The organism is Nocardia rhizosphaerae, assembly GCF_042650365.1.
GTDB lineage: Bacteria > Actinomycetota > Actinomycetes > Mycobacteriales > Mycobacteriaceae > Nocardia > Nocardia rhizosphaerae.
On record NZ_JBHSBA010000001.1, the window covers coordinates 80,293 to 98,195 of the forward strand.

Sequence of the window (17,903 nt, forward strand, 5' to 3'; positions counted from 1 at the left end):
GCTCCTTTGTCTGTTCGAACTGTTCTCGGCCGTGGTGCCGTGCGACTGCTGTGTACGGTCGCCGGTGGTGCCCTGGTGTTGACCGGCTGCGCCGAAAACACCGAGGGCGACTCCACCGAGGTGGCGAAGGTGTCGGTGGAGAAGGTCGACGCGCTCGCCGCGGGCGTCCCCGACAAGATCAAGCAGGCAGGCAAGATCGTCGTCGGTGTGAACGTCCCGTACCAGCCCAACGAGTGGAAGAATCCCGAGGGCAAGATCATCGGCTTCGACGTGGATCTGCTCGACGCGGTCGCCACGACACTCGGACTGAAGGTCGACTACGTCGAATCCGCCTTCGAGAAGATCATTCCCGCCATTCAGGCAGGCACCTACGACGTGGGTATGTCCTCGATCACCGATTCACGCGAGCGTGAGCAGCAGGTCGATTTCACGACCTATTTCTCCGCGGGTATCCAGTGGGCCCAGCAAACCGGGAAATCCATCGATCCCGACAACGCGTGCGGCCTGAAAGTCGCCGTACAGGCCACTACGGTCGAGCACACCGACGAGATTCCCGCCAAGAGCGCCAAGTGCGTCGCGGAGGGTAAGCCCGCCATTGATATGAAAGCCTTCGACGAGCAGAGCGCCGCGGCCAACGCCCTGATGCTCGGCCAGGTCGACGCGATGTCGGCCGACTCCCCGGTCACCGCCTACGCGATCAAGCAGAGCGACGGCAAGATCGAGGCGGCGGGGCCGCTGTTCGATTCCGCGCCCTACGGCTGGGCCGTGCAGAAGGGCTCGCCGCTCGCGGTGTCGCTGCAGCAGGCGCTGCAGCATCTGATCGACAACGGCAAGTACGGCGAGATCACCACCAACTGGGGTGTGCAGGAAGGTCAGATCAAGACCTCGGTGATCAACGGTGCAGTGAGCTGACGTGACCGACTCGAAAGACACGGTGACGGCGCCCGGACCGGGCGCCGAACCCGAACCGATCAAAGCGGTGCCGCTGCGCAGGCCGGGCCGCTGGATCGCGGCGGCAATCATCCTGATCCTGGTCGGATTGTTCGTCTACGGTGCCGCGACGAATCCCGCCTACCGGTGGGACACCTACGGCAAATACCTGTTCGACAGCCGGATCACCGCGGGCGCGATCGTCACCCTGGAACTGACCGTGCTCGCGATGGCGATCGCGGTCGGTCTCGGCACGCTGCTCGCGGTGATGCGGTTGTCGCCGAACCCGGTGCTGCGCACCTCCGCGTGGGTGTATCTGTGGATCTTCCGCGGCACCCCGGTGTTCGTGCAGCTGGTGTTCTGGGGCCTGGTGCCCTCGCTGTACAAGCAGATCGACCTCGGCGTGCCGTTCGGTCCGCAGTTCTTCCACTTCGACGTGCAGAACCTGCAGGCCGCGTTCCTGTTCGCGGTCATCGGCCTCGGTCTCAACGAGGCCGCCTACATGGCCGAGATCGTGCGCGCCGGCATCAACTCCGTCGGTGAGGGACAGCGCGAGGCCTCGGTGGCGCTCGGCATGTCGTGGACGCAGACCATGCGCCGCACGGTGCTGCCGCAGGCCATGCGGGTGATCATCCCGCCCACCGGCAACGAGCTGATCGGCATGCTCAAGACCACCTCGCTGGTCACCGCGATCCCGCTGAGCACCGACCTGTTCGGCCGCGCCCGCGACATCTACGGCGTGAACTTCCAGCCGATCCCGCTGCTGCTGGTCTGTGCCACCTGGTACCTGGCGATCACCAGCATCCTCATGGTCGGGCAGTACTACTTGGAGCGCTACTACTCGCGCGGGGCCACCCGGCAGCTCACGGCCAAGCAGCTCGAGGAACTGGCCACGGCGCAGGCGGCGGTGAAGGCGAAATGACCGAACTGGACAAGGCCACACCCCCGATGGTGCTGGCCGATCGGGTGTGCAAGAACTTCGGCGCGCTGCGGGTACTGAAGGGCATCACGCTCGAGGTGCAGCGGGGCAAGGTGCTCACCCTGGTCGGGCCGTCGGGCTCGGGCAAGTCGACCTTCCTGCGCTGCATCAACCACCTCGAGCAGGTGAACGCGGGCAGGCTCTACGTCGACGGCGATCTCGTCGGCTATCGGGAGAAGAACGGCAAGCTCTACGAGATGCATCCGCGCGAGGCCGCCAAGCAGCGTCGCGATATCGGCATGGTGTTTCAGCACTTCAACCTGTTCCCGCATCGGACGGCGCTGGAGAACGTGATCGAGGCGCCCACCCAGGTGCGCGGCATCCGCAAGGCCGATGCGATCACCAGGGCCGAGGAGCTGCTGGACCGGGTCGGCCTCGCGGCCAAACGCAATGCCTACCCGGCGCAGCTGTCCGGTGGCCAGCAGCAGCGCGTCGCGATCGCGCGGGCGCTGGCGATGGACCCCAAGCTGATGCTGTTCGACGAGCCGACCTCGGCCCTCGACCCCGAACTGGTCGGTGAGGTGCTCACTGTCATGCGTGAACTCGCCGATTCCGGCATGACCATGCTGGTGGTGACCCACGAGATGGGCTTCGCCCGTGAGGTCGCCGATGAGCTGGTGTTCATGGACGGCGGTGTCGTCGTCGAATCGGGTCCGCCCCGAGACCTGCTGGCGAACCCGCAGCACGAGCGCACCAAGGCGTTCCTGTCCCGCCTGCTCTGAGCGCGACGGCCCCACGACCGGCGGGGGCCGTCGCGGTGTCAGCGCGGTGACTCGCCGGAGTTCTTCAGCAGTTCCAGCGAGACCTGAGCTTGGGCGATGCGGCGGATGGCGGCCAGCGCCGTGTCGCCGAGAACGGTCATGACGACGACGGCATCGACGATGTCGCCGCGCCCGCCCGCCGCCAGCGCGGTGGTCACGTCGTTCTCCGCGATCGCGCGGGCGCTGTCGAAGTAGGTGGGCATGACGGTCTCGCCCCAGTCCCCGTAGCCGAGTTGTGCGAGCCGGACCAGCACCGAAGTGAGCGTGTCGGCCACCGGTGCGCTCGGGTGCGGGTCCCAGCCTCGCCGGGCCATCTCCGCCTCGACGGTGGCCGCGGCACGCTCCCATTCCGCGTCGGACGCGGCCGATGGTGGTGTGGTCAGACTGTCCTGCACCACGCCGAGCAGTTTGAACATCGGCAGGTCGGGGGAGTCGACGGCGGTGAGCACCTCCCCGACGGTGGCCAGTGGAAGCCCGCCGATCTCGATCAGCGCGCGCACCAACCGCAGCCGGCGCAGGTGTTGTTCACCGTAACTGGCCTGGTTCGGGCCGGTGCGCTCGCCCGGCGGCAGCAGCCCCTCGCGCAGGTAGTACTTGATCGTCGCCACCGCGATCCCACTGCGTTCGCTCAGTTCCGAGATACGCACCGTTCACCTCCGATTTCCGCTGTCCCCCTTGCCTACCTCGGGCCGTATGGATAGTCTAGCTATCCATAACGGATAGTTGAACTATCTACTAGGGAGATTCGGATGTCTGTCCTCACCGCCGTCGACGCGCTGCCCCGCAGGCGAGCGCCGTTGCACCGGCCACTGCTGTACTTCGCCGCCGCGAACGCCGTGCTCGCCCTTGTAGCGCTGATCGGCCTGCTCGTCGACGACCGGGTGATCGCCGGGTCGGCCGCCTGGTTCAAGCCGGCCAAGTTCGCCGTCTCCTTCGTCCTCTACAGCGTGGCGCTTGCCTGGCTTATCGCCCTGCGGCCCAAGGCTTCCCGGCTCGTGTGGTGGATGGCCACGGTGGTCGTGATCGCGGGCACGATCGAGCAGGTGATCATCGTCGGGCAGGTGATTCGTGGCCTGCGCAGCCACTTCAACACCACGACTCCGCTCGACGCCGCGCTGTGGATCACGATGGGTGTCACCATCATCGTGCTGTTCGTCGCCACCCTGGTGATCGGCATCCAGCTCGCGCTCACCCGCATCGGCGATCTCGCGATCAGCTGGTCGATCCGGCTCGGGCTGGCGATCACGCTGGCCGGACTCGGCCTAGGCCAGCTGATGACGCGACGGGAATCCGGCGTGGCCGACATCATCGGCGCGCACACCGTCGGCGCTCCCGACGGCACCCCCGGCATGCCGCTGACCGGCTGGAGCACCACCGACGGCGATCTGCGGGTCCCGCACTTCTTCGGCATGCACGCCCTGCAGGCGCTGCCGCTGTTCGCCGCCCTGCTGGTGGTCCTCGCGCCTCGCCTCCCGTTGTTGCGGGTGCTGCGGGTCCGGCTCGGTCTGGTGCTGACCGCGTCCGCGGGCTACGCGGCGACGCTGGCTCTGCTCACCTGGCAGGCGCTGCGCGGGCAGCCGCTCATCCATCCCGACTCGGCCACGCTCACCGCGGCCGCCGCCATCCTCACCGTTGTCGTCCTCGGAACCCTGATCTCGGTCGCGAGCGCGACCACCGACCGAAAGGCAGTCGCCGCATGAGTACCCTGTTCGACCTGGTCTTCTATGTCACGATCCCGTTCTGGGCATTGATGATCTTCGCCCCGGCCTGGCGGTTCACCCGGTTGATCATCGGCTCGCCGTGGATCGTCGGCGCACCGCTGGTGATCTGGGCGCTGATCACCGTCCCGATCCTGGGCGACCTCTGGTCGCTGGTCACCTCCCCGTCGCTGGCCGCGATCACCGAGGCTGCCGCCGATCCGGCCGTGCTCGCCGCGCTCTGGGCGCAGATCATCGCCTGGGACCTGTTCCTCGGCCGCTGGGTCTATCTCGACAGCCGCGCCCGCGGCATCCATCCGCTGCTGATGGGCCCGGTGCTGGTCGGCACGATCATGTTGTCGCCCATCGTGTTCCCGGTGTACCTGGCCGCCCGCGAGTTGGCAGGCCGCGCGTCGACAGCCGATTCGGCTGTGACGCAGGCGGATCCGATCTCGGCCTGATGCCGGGCCGGGCTGTTGACGATCATTGTTTCGTCTTCGTTCCGATACATCTCGTTGTCGCCCCCCCGGCAGCGGCAGCGGATCTGTTCATCCTATCCGCGGTGACCACGGCCGTAGTCCAGAGCAAAAGGTTAGTTCAAGGCATGTTCTCCGGGTGGGTGCTCAGTGCATGGCCCGGCCGGAACCGCAGGCGCAGCCGGTCGAGCAATACCTTTGCCGCCGGGCTGCCGGAGCGGTCGTCGCGCCAGGCGAGGGCGAGGCGGCCGTGCACGGCCGGGTCGACGATGGTGAGGACGCGGACGTCGAGCGCCGCGGCTTCCTCCGCGGTGAGGGCGGGGACGATGGCGGTGCCGAGCCCGTGCGCCGCCAGCTGGAGCAGCAGTGGGGGAGCGGCGGCCTCGAACGCGATATTCGGGGTGAAACCCTGTGCGGCGCAGCTGCGTTCGAAGACGCCGCGCAGGCCGGTGCCGGCCGGGAGGCAGATGAGGCGCCGCTCGGCCAGTGCGGCGAGGCCGATCGTGCCTGCGGACTCGGCGGGGTGGGCCGCGGCGGCGCGGGCCACGGCCGCGACCACAGGGGTCTCCAGGACCACCTCGAGGCCGATCCCCGGACGCGGTGCGGCGCCGGTCAGTCCGACGAGCGCGAGGTCGAGGTCACCGCGCTCGACGGCCGCGAGCATCCGCTCGGCGGTGTCCTCGGTGAGGCTGATGCCGACGCCGGGGTGGTCTCGGTGGAACTCGGCGAGCACGGCCGCGACATCGAACTCCTCGGTGGCGGCACCGGAGATCACGCCGATCCGGACCTGCCCGCGCAGCAGGCCGGAGAACTCCTGCACCGTCTCGCCGATCAGGTCGGTCGCCGCGAGCGCGGCGCGCGCGTGGGTGAGTACCGCGGCGCCGACCTCGGTGGGTGTGACGGTGCGGGCGCCGCGGTCGAGCAGGCGCTGGCCGAGTTCGCGTTCGAGCTGCCGGATCTGGGCGCTGAGCCCCGGCTGGGTGAGGTGCAGGCGGTCGGCGGCCCTGGTGAACCCGCCTTCGTCGACGACGGTCACGAAATACCGCAGCTGTCGCAGTTCCATCCGCTGATCGTATAACTATGAGTTATCAGTAGTGGAAGAACTATCTGTTGTACTTATGCTCTGTGCGCTGGCACCGTCGAGGGCATGACCAGGAACTTCCTCGCGACCATCGACCCCAGCCGGTTCACCGGCCCGGTGTTCACCCCGGACGACCCCGGCTATGCAGAGGAGATCGCCGGCTTCCAGACCGCCTACACTCATCGTCCCGATGTCGTGGTCGGCGCGCTGGACGCCGAGGACGTCCGCGTCGCGGTGGAATACGCGGCGCGGCAAGGCCTTCCGATCGCCGTGCAAGCGACCGGGCACGGGCTCTCGGTCGCCGCCGACGGCGGCGTGCTGATCAGCACGCGACGAATGGACACCGTCACCGTCGACCCACATACCCGTAGCGCCTGGATCGGCGCCGGAGTGCGAGCGGGCGCGCTGGTCGAAGCGGCGGCCGTGCACGGTCTGGCACCGCTCACCGGCTCGTCACCGTCGGTCGGCGTGGTCGGCTACTTGCTGGGCGGCGGGGTGGGGTTGCTCGCCCGCGAATTCGGTTACGCCGCCGACCATGTGCGCGCGATCGAGCTGGTCACCGCCGATGGGCGACGGCGCACCCTCACACCGGCCGACGAGCTGTTCGGCGCCGTCCTCGGCACCGGCGGCAACTTCGGCGTGGTGACCGGCATCGAAGTCGGGCTCGTCCCTGTCACCGAGGTCTACGGCGGCCGGTTGATCTTCGACACCCCGCTCGTCGACACCGTGCTCGACCGGTGGCGAACCTGGACCGCGACGCTGCCCGACACGCTCACCTCGACCGTCGCCGTGCTCACCTACCCCGATATCCCGCCGGTCCCCGCACCGTTGCGCGGCAGGCACGTGGCCTCGGTACGGATCGCCTTCGACGGCCCGGCTGCCGAGGGGGAACGTCTCGTTGCGCCGCTGCGTGCCATCGGTGACCGGCTGCACGACGACTTGCGCACCATGCCCTACACCGCTTCGCACACCATCCACAGCGACCCCGACTTCCCGCACGCGTACGCGGCGACCAACGCCTTGCTCGGCGAGCTCACCGCCGGCGCGATCGCCGCCCTGCGGGCACAAACGGCGCCCGGCGGGCCGGTGGACGCGGTGGTCGACATCCGCCACCTCGGCGGGGCCATGCGCCGCGGCACCGGCATCGCGGTCGACCATCGCGCGGCCGAGTACGTCGTCCGTGTGATCACCGGCGCCGGTCCCGGCGCCGTGGCGCCCACCGGGCTGGCGTCGGTACGGGAAGCGCTGGCGCCGTGGACGATCGGGCACAGCCTGAGTTTCCTCTACGGCGCAGGCGCCGCCGCGGACGCCGCGCAGACGGCGGCGGGGTACACCGCGGACACCTACGCCCGGCTGACGGCGCTGAAGACGGCCGCCGATCCGGCCAACCTCTTCCGCCACAACCGCAATCTCGCCCCCGCGTAGCGGGCTCGGCCGCCGCCGCTTGCCGAAATGTCCGGTTGTCTACTATCCTCGTGATATCACTCAGATATCGGGAGGATGTCATGGAGCTGCGGTCCGCAACCCGCGTCAACGGATTCGTCGTCTTGCTGGGGTGGTTGGCGCTCACCCTGTTGTTCGGTGCCGCCGCCGTGTTGGGGTTCTTCTCCTTCGCCAAGCACGACGGCGGTCCGCTCGCCCTGACCGGCGCGATCGCCGCGGTGGTCGCGGTGCTCGTCGTCGCGCTGCTGGCGACCGGGTTGATCATCGTCAACCCCAACGAGGCCAAGGTGGTCACCTTCTTCGGCCGCTACATCGGCTCGGTGTCCGAGCCCGGCTACTTCTCGGTCATCCCGCTCACCGACCGGGAGACGATCTCGCTGCGGGTGCGCAACTTCGAGACCCAGAAGCTGAAGGTCAACGACGCCGACGGCAACCCGGTCGAGATCGCGGCGGTCGTGGTCTACAAGGTGGTCGACAGTTTCAAGGCGGCCTTCGCCGTCGACGACTACGAGGAGTACGTCGAGACCCAGTCCGAGGCCGCCGTCCGCCACCTCGCCACCACCCACCCCTACGACGCCCACGACGACGACCGCACCAGCCTGCGTGACGGCGCCGAGGTCGCCGAGGAGCTCACCGTGGAACTGCGCGAACGCACCGCGACCGCGGGTATCGAGGTCATCGAGGCCAGGATCACCCACCTCGCCTATGCCCCCGAGATCGCCCAGGCGATGCTGGTCCGCCAGCAGGCCGCGCAGGTGGTCGCCGCCCGGACCCACATCGTCGAGGGTGCGGTCGGCATGGTCGGGCTCGCGCTGGACCGGCTCGCCGAGGCGGGCACCGTGGAACTGGACGAGGAACGCAAGGCCGCGATGGTCTCCAACCTGCTCGTCGTCCTGTGCGGTGACCGCGCCACCCAGCCGGTCGTGAACACCGGATCGCTCTACGCCTGAGCGCCGATGACCGCGCCGAAGAAGGAACCCAAGAAGGTCCTGCTGCGGCTCGACCCGGCCGTCCACGAGGCCATCGCCAAATGGGCGGCCGACGACCTGCGCAGCGTCAACTCCCAGATCGAATACGCGTTGCGCCTTGCCCTCGAACGGGCGGGCCGGGCCCCGAAGCGGGACTGACGCCGCGCGCCCCGTTCTGGTGACCGGTCACAAGATCGCGCGCGCCGACCAGGTCGGCGCGCGCGATCTCGTGCGTGATGGGTGCGGCATACCACGCACGGGGACAACCGAACTCGCTCGCGCCGGTAAGTTGGCCGGGTGCCCATCTCGTTCGACATTCCTGGAATGCAGCAGTTGGACAACACGACCTGGGGGAATCCGGCCACTCGTGATGTCGTCGCGTTGACCTATGTCGACGGCGTCCCCGATCTGCCCGCCCGGCTGCACGAGCTGCCGCGGCTGCGCAGACGGCTGGCCGAACACCACGCCAGGACCGGTTGTCTGATCGAGGCCTTCGTCGTCTGGGTCGATCAGCTGCCCGCGCTGCTGCGCGTGGAGAAGACCGTGCTGCCTGGACCGCGCGGCGAGCTGGTCTTCGCCGGATCGATCGTGGTCCCCAGAGACCGATGCTCGGCAGTGTTCCAGATCATCTGCCCGGAAACCGGCGTGCCCGGCGCGCGGGAGACCGCGATCGGGCGCCGGTTCGGGCGTGAGCAGATGTGCCCACCGCACCCGTACGCCCCCGGCCTGCGCGGCCGGCTGCCGTATCTGCGCTCCGACGACGTCGAATTCGATACCGAGTTCCCCGATCACGCCCTGACCCGGACGCGCCGATGGATCGCCGACACCGTGCCGAACGTCACCGTCGACCCGTCCTTCGCGGCGCTGCCGGAGTTCTAGGGCTTCGCGGTGACGAAGATCGCCGTGCCGGGGAAGATCTGGCCGCGCAGCGGCGACCACTGACCCCATTCACGGTCCAGCCACTCCGGCCAGTCCGGTTCGACGATGTCGAGCAGGGTGAGCCCGGCGCCGACGATCTCGCGAACCCGGTCGCCGATCGTGCGGTGGTGCTCGACATAGGTCGCCACTCCGGCGTCGTCGACCTCCACATAGGGCGTGCGGTCGAAGTAGGGGATCGTGGCGGTGAGCCCGGCGGGTCCCGGATCGTCGGGGAAGATCCAGCGCATCGGGTGGTTCACCGAGAACACCCAGCGCCCGCCGGGCTTCAGCACTCGCGCCACTTCCCGCATCACCAGCGCCGAATCGGCGACGAACGGGACCCCGCCGAAGGCCGAACAGGCCAGGTCGAAGGATTCGTCGGCGAACGGCAACGCCTCGGCGCCCGCCTGCACCAGCGGTACCAGCGGCCCGCCCCGGTCCATCGCGGCCAGTCCGCGCGTCAGCATGCCCATCGACACATCGAGCCCGACCGGGCGCGCGCCCCGGCCTGCCAGCCAGCGCGAACACGGCGCCGATCCGCAGCCGATCTCGAGCACGGACTTGCCGGTCAGCTCTCCGAGGAATTCCATGTCACCCTCGTGCAAGCCCTCCGGGCACCAGACGAACTCGCCGCCGGGGGAGTCGACGCCGAGGAAATCGGCGTGGGTCTGGTGATACTGGTCGGCATCGGCGTCCCACCAGCGCCTGCTGGCTCGTTCGCTGTCCGCGGAACCGATCTTGGTGCGGGTGGTGGCTGTGGTTCCCAGCAGCGCGTTGGCCTGCGCGTGGCGTTCGTCGTCGGACACGGCGCCAAGGGTATCGGCGGGGGGAGGGGGTGGTTTGCCCGGCTCGGCGGCGGTCGCGTACGCTGAGGCACGCGAGTGCCTTCGAGGAGCTGTGCGCCGGGGTTGAATGCGTGCGGTAGCCGATGACGACAGGTACCCGTGCTGAGTGTGATCGGCAGCAAGTGCGGCAGTCCGTGCGATACTTTTCAGGTATCCCTTTCGTCGCCTTGTCGCGGTGATCTCGCAGCGTACCGAAAGATCCAATGTCCGCAACCGACCACAATCCGTCCGGAGCAAATCCACATATGCCCACCACCGTCACCTCGCCGCAGGTAGCCGTCAACGACATCGGCTCCGCCGAGGATTTCCTCGCCGCCATCGACGCCACGATCAAGTACTTCAACGATGGCGACATCGTCGAGGGAACCATCGTCAAGGTCGATCGTGACGAGGTCCTGCTCGACATCGGTTACAAGACCGAAGGCGTCATCCCCTCCCGCGAACTCTCCATCAAGCACGATGTCGACCCCAACGAGGTCGTTTCCGTGGGCGATGAGGTCGAGGCCCTGGTTCTCACCAAGGAGGACAAGGAAGGCCGCCTGATCCTGTCGAAGAAGCGGGCGCAGTACGAGCGCGCGTGGGGCACGATCGAGGAGCTCAAGGAGAAGGACGAGGCCGTCAAGGGCACCGTCATCGAGGTCGTCAAGGGCGGCCTGATCCTCGACATCGGCCTCCGTGGCTTCCTGCCCGCCTCGCTCGTCGAGATGCGTCGCGTCCGCGACCTCCAGCCGTATGTCGGCAAGGAGATCGAGGCCAAGATCATCGAGCTCGACAAGAACCGCAACAACGTGGTTCTCTCGCGTCGCGCCTGGCTGGAGCAGACCCAGTCCGAGGTCCGCAGCGAGTTCCTGCACCAGCTGCAGAAGGGCCAGGTCCGCAAGGGTGTGGTCTCCTCGATCGTCAACTTCGGTGCCTTCGTGGACCTGGGTGGCGTCGACGGCCTGGTGCACGTCTCCGAGCTGTCCTGGAAGCACATCGACCACCCGTCCGAGGTCGTCGAGGTCGGCAACGAGGTCACCGTCGAGGTTCTCGACGTCGATCTGGACCGCGAGCGCGTCTCCCTCTCGCTCAAGGCCACCCAGGAAGACCCGTGGCGTCAGTTCGCCCGCACCCACGCGATCGGTCAGATCGTGCCGGGCAAGGTCACCAAGCTGGTTCCGTTCGGTGCGTTCGTGCGCGTCGAAGAGGGCATCGAGGGCCTGGTGCACATCTCCGAGCTGGCCGAGCGCCACGTCGAGGTCCCGGACCAGGTTGTCGCCGTCGGCGACGACGCGATGGTCAAGGTCATCGACATCGACCTGGAGCGTCGCCGGATCTCGCTGTCGCTGAAGCAGGCGAACGAGGACTACCACGCCGAGTTCGACCCGTCGAAGTACGGCATGGCCGACAGCTACGACGAGCAGGGCAACTACATCTTCCCCGAGGGCTTCGATCCCGAGACCAACGAATGGCTCGAGGGCTTCGACAAGCAGCGCGAAGAGTGGGAAGGCCGCTACGCCGAGGCCGAGCGTCGCCACAAGATGCACACCGCGCAGATGGAGAAGATGGCGGCCGACGCCGCGGCCGAGGCCGCCAACGGCGGTGCCACCGCGGGCAACTACTCCTCCGAGAGCGGCGCCCAGGCGTCCTCCGGTGCGGCCGAGTCGACCGGCGGTTCGCTCGCCAGCGATGCGCAGCTCGCGGCTCTGCGGGAGAAGCTCTCCGGCAACGCCTGATTCGGGTAGAGCACGTTCGAAGGCCCCGGTCCGTATGGATCGGGGCCTTCGGCCTTTCTCCGGTAGCGGGTGGACGCACACGAACCGCGGGCCCGGCGACAGTCGCCGGGCCCGCGGTGGGGGTCTGGATATCGTCCTGGGTCAGCTCGCGGCGGCGGGCACCCAGTAGTTCGGCGCCACGCTCGGGCGCTTGCGCATGGCCGCGAAGCTGTGTCGCGCCGGGGAGACCAGGGCGGTGAACCAGGAGCGGCGATGCTCGGCGAGAGTCGCTGCGACAGCCGGGAATTCGACGCAATGCACACCGCCGGGCATGCCCAGGCGGTGGCGAGCCGTCCGGTGGTCTCTGGTGCCCATGATCATCCTTCTATCGGTAGCTGAAGCTGGCCTTCTCGCCAGGGCGAAGGTTAGCCGACGCGACGCGCCGAACCCCGGATTTTCCGCCGCCACCGCCCTGGCGTGTCGGAAAGATGCCGTTCTGACAGACTGGGCCCATGTTGCGGATCGGCCTCACCGGAGGCATGGGAGCTGGTAAATCCACTGTGGCGCGGACCCTGGTCGAGCTCGGGGCGGTGCTCATCGACTCCGACGCGATCGCCCGCGAGGTCGTCGCCCCAGGCACGCCGGGTCTTGCCGCGCTGGTCGAAGCCTTCGGCCCGGACATCCTCGCCGCCGACGGCAGCCTGAACCGGCCTGCGCTGGCCGCGGTCGCTTTCGCCGATGACGAATCGCGGGGCACGCTCAATGCCATCACCCATCCGCTCGTCGGCGCCCGTACCGCCGAGCTGATCGGCGACGCGCCCGCGGATGCCGTTGTGGTGCAGGATGTTCCGCTGCTGGTGGAGAACGGGCTCGCGCCGCTGATGCAGCTGGTGCTTGTGGTCGGCGCCGATGTCGAGACCAGGCTGCGCCGCCTGGTCGATCAGCGCGGGGTGGACGAGGCCGACGCGCGCGCCAGGATCGCTGCCCAGGCCACCGACGACCAGCGGCACGCCGTCGCCGATGTGTGGCTGGACAACAACGGCGCACCGGGGATCGTCGAGGCGCAGGTGCGGGCACTGTGGGAACAGCGGCTGGTGCCGTTCGAACACAATCTGCGTACGGGCGTGCGGGCCACGGCGGACTACCGGCTCGTGCCGGCCGACCCGGACTGGGCGGTGCAGGCACGGCGCATCATCGCGCGGCTGCACCTGGTGTGCGGGGCGTCGGCGGTGCGGATCGACCACGTCGGGTCGACGGCGGTGCCCGGGCTGCCCGCCAAGGACATCATCGATATCCAGGTGACGGTGGCCGACCTCGGAGCCGCCGATGCCTTGGCCGGCGCCCTTGCCGCAGCGGGATTCCCGGCGGCGCCCGCGGTGACCCACGACAACCCCAAGCCGACTCCCGGCGATCCGGCCGGCACCGACCTGGCCCGCTGGGGTAAACGCCTGCACGGCAATGCCGATCCGGCCCGTCCCGCGAATATCCATCTGCGCGTCCAGGATTCGCCGGGGCAGCGGTTCGCGATCGACCTGCGCGACTGGCTGCGCGCCGAGGAGGGCGCGCGGACGGAGTATCTGGCGGTGAAGCGCGCGGCCGAGCAGGCGGCGGGCGGGTCGGCGGAGGCGGCCGGGGAGGCGTACTACGCGGTGAAGGAGCCGTGGTTCGACACCGTGTATCCCGTGGTCACGGAGTGGGCGCGCGCTCGGGCCTGACGCACCCCCGATCTGTTAAATGTGAATGTTTCAAAAACCTGCCGGACGGGGCGCTGCGCTGTGTACATTGTGGCCAGTCACCAGGCGGTGACTCGGTTCACAGGGAAGTTGTAGCGCGTATGACAACACATCATCGTCGGTACGGCCGTGCGGGCTTCGGCATCACCGCGTTCGGCGCCGTCGCCGCCAGCATCGTGCTGGCCGCACCGCAGGCCTCGGCCTGGGTGGGAAACCTCACCGTAGCAGGCAGCGACCACAAGGTCGGCTGTAGTTACAAGCTCACCGCGAGCGTCGAGATCGACCGGCTGACCTCGGTCAAGTTCACCGACAACGGCGTCGACATCCCGGGCAGCCCGGTGTCGCCCTCGCTGCTGTCGGGCACGGTGAGCATCACATGGAAGCCGACCACGGCGGGCCAGCACAAGCTGGAGGCCAGGCAGCTGCTGATCAGCGACTCGATCACGGTCACGGTGGCGGAGGGGGCGTCGACCGGCAGCGCGGGCTGCGGTGGCGGCCTCGGCGATCTGTTCGGCAGTCTGTCGGCGGGCTGATCGTTCGTTCCGGCGTCATCGCCCCGACTTCACTACCGGAAGTCGGGGCGGTGGCGTGTCAGCGCCAGGTCAGGATCATGCCGCGGCTCGCCAGCCACGCTTCCATGCAATGCCCGTGCGCGGCCATCCCGTCGATCGCGGCGGTCGCGTTGGCGATCGCGGCCTGGCACTCGGCGGTGTCGAGCAGCCCGGTCGTGTGCGCGGCCAGCAACTCGTCGACATCGACCAGTTCGACCTCGCGGCCCGTGCGGACCAGGAGGTCCAGATAGTGGTCGACCGATTTCCACAGGGTGGCCGATTCCCTGGTGAACACCCCGACGTCGACGTAGACGTCCTGGTTCCGGGTGACGCCGGGATTGAAGTAGAGCTTCGACGCGCGCAGCCCGAGTTCTGGTAGCACCCACGACTCCAGGTAGTGAAAGTTCGGGTGATCCGAATGCCTGCCCATGTACAGCCCCCACGGCTCCTCCCGGTAGATCTCCACCGGGCGGACGAAACCCTTCGGATCGGTGTTCGTCCGCGCCGCGATATCGAAGAGTTCGATCTTGGGTGGGTGCACGTGCACGGGGGATGCCTGCGTCATGACCGGAAAATCTACCGGTGACGAGGCATCGGTGCCCGATCGTGTCACATCCAGGTCAGGGTGATGCCCCTGGCGCGCAGCCACCGTTCGACGTCGTGCTCGTGCGTGGCCAGCCCGTCGAGCACCGCCGCGGCCCGTTCGAACGCCCGATCGGCCCGCTCGGTGTCGATCCGGCCCGCGGCGTGGGCGGCCAGCAGGTCGCCGGTGCCGCGCAGCGTCGCCGTGCGACCGCGCCGCACCGCGACATCCAGGAGATAGTCGGTGGCGCGCCAGCGTTTGGGTGCGATCCGCTCGACCTCGACGATGTCGAGCACGTAGTCGTGGCTGCGGTGATGTCCGGGGCGGTCGTGCGCGAGGGTGGCGCGCACCCCCGGTCCAGGCAGCAGCCAGGACTCCTCGTGGCGGTGCCGTGGGCCGACCGTGCGGGCGAGGTAGAGCCCCCACGGCTGCACGTCGTACCGGTCGACGGGCCGGACGAAGCCCCTGGTATCGGTACTGGTGAGCTCGGCCACATCGAAGAACTCCACCCGGGGTCTGCTCGGTGGCGGCGTGGTGGCGTTCGCGACGGGCGGCGGCTGCGAGCCACGGATCTCGCGCGCGAAGTATCCGGCGAATCCGGTGACCGCCGGAGCCGCGAGGAGCAGGGGAAGCAGTGCGCTCATGGCCTTGTCCTTCACCACGTACCGATGATCGAACCAACGGTACGCCGGGTTCGGCCGCGCGTACCGGGTCCACGGTGCGGTGCTGTCGTGAATGGTTCTGTGACATCAGGTGTTTCGGGCATGCCCGTGCGGATGCCGGAGGATTGCTGTACCGAGTGGGTATGAGTTACGCGGCCGCTGGACCTGGTGATCGCGCATCGGATTCGAGTCGCCACGATGCTGCCGATGAGCGCGCGCAACGTGTTGCGCGCAGCGGACCCCGCGGCGTGATGAGCGGAAATTCATCGGCACGACACCGGCGAGCATGGGGCCCGACGGCGTGGCGTCGGCGCGTGTCGTGGCGGCGACGCCATCCGTCGCGACTTGTCGGTGGTCGGGCCTAACCTGGAGGACATGGCATTCGCAACCGAGATCCCGGCGGAAGGGTACGAGGATCGGGGACATCCCCTGGCCCATTCCGAGCATCGCCCCGTCGGCACCATCGAGCGCGCGGGTGGGCAGTTCGAGGTGGTCAGCGAGCACAAGCCCGCGGGCGACCAGCCCGCCGCCATCGCCGAGCTGGAGCGGCGGATCACCGCGGGGGAGAAGGACGTCGTCCTGCTCGGCGCCACCGGTACCGGCAAGTCGGCGACCACCGCGTGGCTCATCGAGAAGCTGCAGCGGCCCACCCTGGTGATGGCGCCGAACAAGACCCTGGCCGCCCAGCTGGCCAACGAGTTGCGGGAGATGTTGCCGCACAACGCCGTCGAGTACTTCGTCTCGTACTACGACTACTACCAGCCCGAGGCCTACATCGCCCAGACCGATACCTACATCGAGAAGGACAGCTCGATCAACGACGACGTCGAGCGGCTGCGGCACTCGGCGACCTCGAGCCTGCTGTCGCGCCGCGATGTGGTCGTGGTGGCCTCGGTGTCGTGCATCTACGGCCTCGGTACCCCGCAGTCGTACCTGGACCGGTCGGTGCAGCTCGAGGTGGGTACCGAGATCGATCGTGACGCGCTGCTGCGCCTGCTGGTCGACGTGCAGTACACCCGCAACGACATGGCGTTCACCCGCGGCACCTTCCGAGTGCGCGGCGACACGGTGGAGATCATCCCGTCCTACGAGGAACTGGCGGTACGCATCGAGTTCTTCGGCGACGAGATCGAGTCGTTGTACTACCTGCACCCGCTCACCGGTGACGTGGTGCGCCAGGTCGACTCGCTGCGCATCTTCCCGGCCACCCACTATGTGGCCGGCCCGGAGCGGATGTCGCGCGCGGTCGCCGATATCGAGGTCGAGCTGGCCGAGCGGCTGGCCGACCTGGAGAAGCAGGGCAAACTGCTGGAGGCGCAGCGGCTGCGGATGCGCACCGAGTACGACCTGGAGATGATCAGGCAGGTCGGGTTCTGCTCCGGCATCGAGAACTACTCGCGCCATATCGACGGGCGGCCGGCGGGTTCGGCGCCCGCGACCCTGCTCGACTACTTCCCCGACGATTTCCTGCTGGTCGTCGACGAATCGCACGTCACCGTGCCGCAGATCGGCGGCATGTTCGAAGGCGATATGTCGCGCAAGCGCAATCTGGTCGAATTCGGGTTCCGCCTGCCGTCGGCGGTCGACAATCGCCCGTTGACCTGGGAGGAGTTCGCCGACCGGATCGGGCAGGCGGTGTATCTGTCCGCGACGCCGGGCCCGTACGAACTCGGCCAGGTCGGTGGCGAGGTGGTGGAGCAGGTGATCCGCCCGACCGGTCTTGTCGATCCGCAGGTGGTGGTGAAGCCGACCAAGGGCCAGATCGACGATCTGGTCCACGAGATCCGGCAGCGCACCGACCGCGACGAGCGCGTGCTGGTCACCACCCTCACCAAGAAGATGGCCGAGGACCTCACCGACTACCTGCTCGGCCTCGGCGTGCGGGTGCGGTACCTGCATTCGGAGATCGACACCCTGCGCCGGGTGGAGCTACTGCGGCAGCTGCGGCTGGGTGAGTACGACGTGCTGGTCGGCATCAACCTGCTGCGCGAGGGTCTCGACCTGCCCGAGGTGTCGCTGGTCGCGATTCTCGACGCCGACAAGGAGGGATTCCTGCGGTCGAGTACCAGCCTCATCCAGACCATCGGCCGCGCGGCCCGCAATGTCTCCGGCGAAGTCCACATGTACGCCGACAAGATCACCGACTCGATGCGGCACGCGATCGACGAGACCGATCGCCGCAGGGCCAAGCAGATCGCCTACAACACAGCCAACGGCATCGATCCGCAACCACTGCGCAAGAAGATCGCCGACATTCTCGACCAGGTGTATCAGGAGGCCGAGGACGAGGTGGCGGTCGGCGGTTCCGGCCGCAATGCCAGCCGCGGCAGGCGCGCTCAGGGCGAGCCTGGCCGGGCGGTGAGCGCGGGCATCTACGCCGAGCGCGACGTGAAGTCGATGCCGCGCGCCGAACTGGCCGATCTGGTCGCCTCGCTCACCGAGCAGATGATGAACGCGGCCCGCGAGCTGCAGTTCGAGCTCGCCGGCAGGCTGCGCGACGAGATCGCCGATCTGAAGAAGGAACTCCGCGGCATGGACGCCGCGGGCCTGAGCTGACGCGTGGGCGGACAGCGGCCCGGTGG

19 protein-coding genes are annotated in these 17,903 nt (G+C 68.4%); 13 read left to right on the forward strand and 6 right to left on the reverse strand.

Going from position 1 to position 17,903, the window contains the following annotated elements:
• The first annotated feature begins 6 nt into the window (after window positions 1-6).
• From ACFOW8_RS00435 to ACFOW8_RS00445, 3 genes are read left to right on the forward strand one after another with little or no spacing between them, the layout of a single operon-like run.
• Entirely contained in the window at window positions 7-912 is a 906-nt protein-coding gene (locus ACFOW8_RS00435) for an ABC transporter substrate-binding protein (RefSeq protein ID WP_378543596.1), read from the forward strand.
• A gap of 1 nt (window position 913) precedes the next feature.
• Window positions 914-1,852, forward strand: coding sequence for an amino acid ABC transporter permease (locus ACFOW8_RS00440; protein WP_378543599.1), 939 nt, complete (start codon window positions 914-916; stop codon window positions 1,850-1,852).
• A gap of 26 nt (window positions 1,853-1,878) precedes the next feature.
• Window positions 1,879-2,631, forward strand: coding sequence for an amino acid ABC transporter ATP-binding protein (locus ACFOW8_RS00445; protein ID WP_378543876.1), 753 nt, complete (start codon window positions 1,879-1,881; stop codon window positions 2,629-2,631).
• Between the two features lie 38 nt (window positions 2,632-2,669).
• Here the strand turns inward: ACFOW8_RS00445 and ACFOW8_RS00450 are convergent, their stop codons facing one another.
• On the reverse strand, window positions 2,670-3,317 hold the full coding sequence (locus ACFOW8_RS00450; RefSeq protein WP_378543602.1) for a MerR family transcriptional regulator: 648 nt from the start codon (window positions 3,315-3,317) through the stop codon (window positions 2,670-2,672).
• 102 nt (window positions 3,318-3,419) lie between these two features.
• Between ACFOW8_RS00450 and ACFOW8_RS00455 the strand changes: the two genes are divergently transcribed.
• Both ACFOW8_RS00455 and ACFOW8_RS00460 read left to right on the forward strand, forming a co-directional pair.
• A complete protein-coding gene (locus tag ACFOW8_RS00455; RefSeq protein ID WP_378543605.1) occupies window positions 3,420-4,370 on the forward strand; it encodes a hypothetical protein in 951 nt (316 codons plus the stop codon).
• Window positions 4,367-4,828 carry an ABA4-like family protein gene (locus ACFOW8_RS00460; protein WP_378543607.1) on the forward strand — a complete coding sequence of 154 codons (462 nt, stop codon included), beginning with the start codon at window positions 4,367-4,369 and terminating at the stop codon, window positions 4,826-4,828. Before ACFOW8_RS00455 ends, ACFOW8_RS00460 begins: the two co-directional genes overlap by 4 nt.
• Before the next feature lie 136 nt (window positions 4,829-4,964).
• On the opposite strand, the gene ACFOW8_RS00465 is transcribed toward ACFOW8_RS00460, so the two are convergent.
• Window positions 4,965-5,906 carry a LysR family transcriptional regulator gene (locus ACFOW8_RS00465; protein WP_378543610.1) on the reverse strand — a complete coding sequence of 314 codons (942 nt, stop codon included), beginning with the start codon at window positions 5,904-5,906 and terminating at the stop codon, window positions 4,965-4,967.
• A gap of 84 nt (window positions 5,907-5,990) precedes the next feature.
• On the opposite strand from ACFOW8_RS00465, the gene ACFOW8_RS00470 reads away from it, so the two are divergent.
• The 4 genes from ACFOW8_RS00470 to ACFOW8_RS00485 all read left to right on the forward strand — a co-directional run bounded on the left by ACFOW8_RS00470 (window position 5,991) and on the right by ACFOW8_RS00485 (window position 9,214).
• Window positions 5,991-7,349: an FAD-binding oxidoreductase gene (locus ACFOW8_RS00470; RefSeq protein WP_378543613.1), complete on the forward strand. Its 1,359-nt coding sequence runs from the start codon at window positions 5,991-5,993 to the stop codon at window positions 7,347-7,349.
• Window positions 7,350-7,429: 80 nt separating this feature from the next.
• Window positions 7,430-8,317, forward strand: coding sequence for an SPFH domain-containing protein (locus ACFOW8_RS00475; RefSeq protein WP_378543616.1), 888 nt, complete (start codon window positions 7,430-7,432; stop codon window positions 8,315-8,317).
• A 6-nt stretch (window positions 8,318-8,323) separates the two neighbouring features.
• Window positions 8,324-8,494: a hypothetical protein gene (locus ACFOW8_RS00480; protein WP_378543618.1), complete on the forward strand. Its 171-nt coding sequence runs from the start codon at window positions 8,324-8,326 to the stop codon at window positions 8,492-8,494.
• A gap of 165 nt (window positions 8,495-8,659) precedes the next feature.
• Window positions 8,660-9,214, forward strand: a complete 555-nt coding sequence (locus tag ACFOW8_RS00485; RefSeq protein ID WP_378543621.1) for a hypothetical protein — start codon at window positions 8,660-8,662, stop codon at window positions 9,212-9,214.
• Here ACFOW8_RS00485 and ACFOW8_RS00490 read toward each other — a convergent pair.
• Window positions 9,211-10,059, reverse strand: coding sequence for a class I SAM-dependent methyltransferase (locus ACFOW8_RS00490; protein WP_378543624.1), 849 nt, complete (start codon window positions 10,057-10,059; stop codon window positions 9,211-9,213). The two genes, ACFOW8_RS00485 and ACFOW8_RS00490, sit on opposite strands and share 4 nt — an antisense overlap.
• 284 nt (window positions 10,060-10,343) lie before the next feature.
• On the opposite strand from ACFOW8_RS00490, the gene rpsA reads away from it, so the two are divergent.
• Window positions 10,344-11,813 carry a 30S ribosomal protein S1 gene (rpsA, locus tag ACFOW8_RS00495; protein ID WP_378543627.1) on the forward strand — a complete coding sequence of 490 codons (1,470 nt, stop codon included), beginning with the start codon at window positions 10,344-10,346 and terminating at the stop codon, window positions 11,811-11,813.
• Between the two features lie 141 nt (window positions 11,814-11,954).
• Here rpsA and ACFOW8_RS00500 read toward each other — a convergent pair whose 3' ends face one another.
• Window positions 11,955-12,167 (reverse strand): hypothetical protein, encoded by a 213-nt coding sequence (locus tag ACFOW8_RS00500; protein WP_378543630.1) that lies wholly within the window; start codon window positions 12,165-12,167, stop codon window positions 11,955-11,957.
• Window positions 12,168-12,304: 137 nt separating this feature from the next.
• Between ACFOW8_RS00500 and coaE the strand changes: the two genes are divergently transcribed.
• Both coaE and ACFOW8_RS00510 read left to right on the forward strand, forming a co-directional pair.
• Window positions 12,305-13,507 (forward strand): dephospho-CoA kinase, encoded by a 1,203-nt coding sequence (gene coaE / locus ACFOW8_RS00505; RefSeq protein WP_378543633.1) that lies wholly within the window; start codon window positions 12,305-12,307, stop codon window positions 13,505-13,507.
• Between the two features lie 119 nt (window positions 13,508-13,626).
• The gene (locus ACFOW8_RS00510) at window positions 13,627-14,058 is read left to right on the forward strand and encodes a hypothetical protein (RefSeq protein WP_378543636.1); all 432 of its coding nucleotides are present in this window, start codon (window positions 13,627-13,629) and stop codon (window positions 14,056-14,058) included.
• A gap of 58 nt (window positions 14,059-14,116) precedes the next feature.
• On the opposite strand, the gene ACFOW8_RS00515 is transcribed toward ACFOW8_RS00510, so the two are convergent.
• Complete coding sequence (locus ACFOW8_RS00515; RefSeq protein ID WP_378543639.1) at window positions 14,117-14,641, reverse strand: DUF402 domain-containing protein; 525 nt, start codon at window positions 14,639-14,641, stop codon at window positions 14,117-14,119.
• Between the two features lie 44 nt (window positions 14,642-14,685).
• Window positions 14,686-15,303, reverse strand: coding sequence for a DUF402 domain-containing protein (locus tag ACFOW8_RS00520; protein ID WP_378543642.1), 618 nt, complete (start codon window positions 15,301-15,303; stop codon window positions 14,686-14,688).
• 393 nt (window positions 15,304-15,696) lie between these two features.
• On the opposite strand from ACFOW8_RS00520, the gene uvrB reads away from it, so the two are divergent.
• Window positions 15,697-17,877, forward strand: a complete 2,181-nt coding sequence (uvrB, locus tag ACFOW8_RS00525) for an excinuclease ABC subunit UvrB (RefSeq protein WP_378543645.1) — start codon at window positions 15,697-15,699, stop codon at window positions 17,875-17,877.
• The last annotated feature ends 26 nt before the right edge of the window (window positions 17,878-17,903 follow it).